This window comes from Vasconcelosia minhoensis LEGE 07310 (assembly GCF_015207255.1).
GTDB classification, from domain to species: Bacteria; Cyanobacteriota; Cyanobacteriia; order Phormidesmidales; family Phormidesmidaceae; genus Vasconcelosia; species Vasconcelosia minhoensis.
Genome location: NZ_JADEXG010000142.1, coordinates 1 through 2432, shown reverse-complemented (window position 1 = coordinate 2432; position 2432 = coordinate 1). Strand labels below are relative to the sequence as shown.

Here is a 2432-nt window from a genome sequence, read left to right as displayed (position 1 = left end):
ATCCAGGGGCTCGGGCTCGTCTAGATTGGGACCGCGGTCTTCTAAAATCCTAGGCCGGGGTCGGTCCGCAATCTGGAAATCGCCGGATTCGGTGGTCACTTCGGGCCAGCGGGAAGCGGGGGGCGTCACAGTGACTGTGGGCAGCGTCTCGGCAGCAGCTAGCGGGGACGGCTGGCTAATAGACCTGGCGTTCTCGACGGCGGTGGTCTTAGTCTCGGGTTCAGCCTCGGGCTGATTAGGGCGCTCGGTGGCAGCCCCGTTCCGCTGGTTACCCGTAATTTCGTTATTTCTCAAAACCGGCTGGACGTTGCCCAGCAGCATCAGGCCGGTTTCATTGCCGATGATTCGATTGTTGCTAATTTCCGGCGCTGCCCCGGCGGCTACGGTAATGCCAACCCCGGTGGCTTCAAACGTATTGCCCTGTATCCGGGCCGGAGAATCGCCAAAGATCACCAGGCCCGCCATGCCGTTTTGCGAAAAATAGCTGTTTTGAATTGTCGGCGCGCCATTGACGACATAGATACCCGTGTTTTGGCTGCCAAACAGAACGCTTTCTAAAATAGTGGGGCTGCCGGCCTCAATCCAGATGCCGTGGCCCTGGGTATTGACGATGGCGACATGGGCTAAGCCCGACCGATCGGCCGCGCGGATCGCGGCATTCTGCTGCGATCGCGCGGGGCTGTCAAACTCGCCGCCACCCCGAATCGTGGCTGGCTGACCCCCGCGGCCTGGCCCACCCTGTAAGGTCACGCCCGGCTGGAGCTGAAGGGGAAAGGTCTCTCCCGTTGCCAGACTATAGTCACCCGGGGCTAATAGGATTACCGTATTGGGCTGGGCAACGCTGAGGGCGTGGGTAATCGTTTGAAAGGGCTGACGCTGGCTGCCCGCCTGCCGATCGCTGCCAACCGCCGGATCGACATAGAGGGTCTGGTGAGAAATCGGGGCTGGGCGACCGGGCCGCAGCGGGGACGGCTCATCCTGGGCCGCCCGCGGAGCTCGCCGCTGCGGGCGGGCTTCGGCCCTAGCCGCCGTTAGTAGGATCGCGATCGCGATCAAAGCCGCTGAGAACTTCGAGAACTTTAACCGCATGTACCCCACGTCACACCCCGAACTGGTGATAGCGGATCGGCCCGGGAGCGGAATGGTCTGGGCGAGATCTGCTTATTTCTGCCATATTTGAGGCTACTTGCGGCCTTTTGTCAACCCCTGCCAAGCGAATTGAAGACCCGGCAATCGATCGCTTGAATCAGTTCTGGCGTCGTCGTGAGCCGATCTGGCACGTGATCTGGATTTCGACTTGGTAGGATAAGACTGTTTCCCCGTCTTGACAGGGCTTATGCAGACGTTTTCACCGGATCGGGCTAGGGATAGGCTAGGGGTAGAGGGCGATCTCGATCGGCTTGCCCTCTACCGAATTTTGGATGCCAACTTGGATCGGGCTCGCGAAGGGCTGCGGATTATTGAAGAATGGTGTCGCTTTGGCCTGAATGACTCAGCCCTGACCGAGCAGCTGAAGCAGCTGCGGCAGCTGCTGGCCGCCTGGCATACCCCCGAAATTCGGCTGGCTCGCGATACGCCCGGCGACGCCGGCACCCACCTGACCCATCCCCAGGAAGCCGAGCGCACCAGCCTGACGCAGGTGTTGCAGGTCAACTTCAGCCGTACCCAGGAGGCGCTGCGGGTGCTGGAGGAATACGGCAAGCTGCACGACCGGCAGATGGCAGCGGCCTGTAAGCAGATGCGCTATCGGGTCTACGACCTGGACAGCCAGCTACTGGGGCATCAGCGTCGGCAGCAGCTGGCGCGATCGCGACTCTATCTGGTCACCTCGCCTAGTGAGCAGCTGCTGCCGACGGTGGAGGCGGCGCTGCAAGGGGGTACCAGCCTCGTCCAGTATCGCGAAAAAGCCGCCGATGACTGCGAACGGCTGGCGGTGGCCCAGCAGATGAGCGCCCTCTGCCATCGCTACGGGGCGCTGTTTATCGTCAATGACCGAGTCGATCTGGCGCTAGCCGCCAACGCCGACGGCGTGCATTTAGGTCAGCAGGATTTGCCAGTGGCCGCGGCCCGCCAGCTTTTAGGCTTCGATCGGCTGATTGGGCGCTCTACCACCAACCCCGAAGAGCTGCAGCGGGCGCTGGCCGAAGGGGCTGACTATATCGGCGTCGGGCCGGTCTATGAGACCCCGACCAAGCCCGGTAAATCAGCGGCGGGGGCCGAATATTTGCGCTATGCCCGGGAGCACGCTACCGTTCCCTGGTTTGCCATCGGCGGGATCGATGCCGATAACCTGGCGGCGGTGCTCGAGGCGGGCGCCGAGCGGGTCGCCGTCGTCCGCGCCCTGATGCAGACCGATCAGCCCGTATCGGTGGCCCAGTCACTGATCCGTCAGCTGTCCCAGGCTCAGACTATCCGCCCCCATGAACAGTAGC

The 2432-nt window shown here is 62.4% G+C and carries 2 protein-coding genes; one reads left to right on the top strand and one right to left on the bottom strand.

What is annotated here, in order from left to right; all coding sequences use genetic code 11:
* Positions 1–1089: DUF1565 domain-containing protein (locus IQ241_RS25125; RefSeq protein WP_193912539.1), on the bottom strand; the 1089-nt coding region annotated here is incomplete at its 3' end.
* A 247-nt stretch (positions 1090–1336) separates the two neighbouring features.
* Here IQ241_RS25125 and IQ241_RS25120 point away from each other — a divergent pair.
* Positions 1337–2431, top strand: coding sequence for a thiamine phosphate synthase (locus IQ241_RS25120; RefSeq protein ID WP_193912537.1), 1095 nt, complete (start codon positions 1337–1339; stop codon positions 2429–2431).
* The last annotated feature ends 1 nt before the right edge of the window (position 2432 follow it).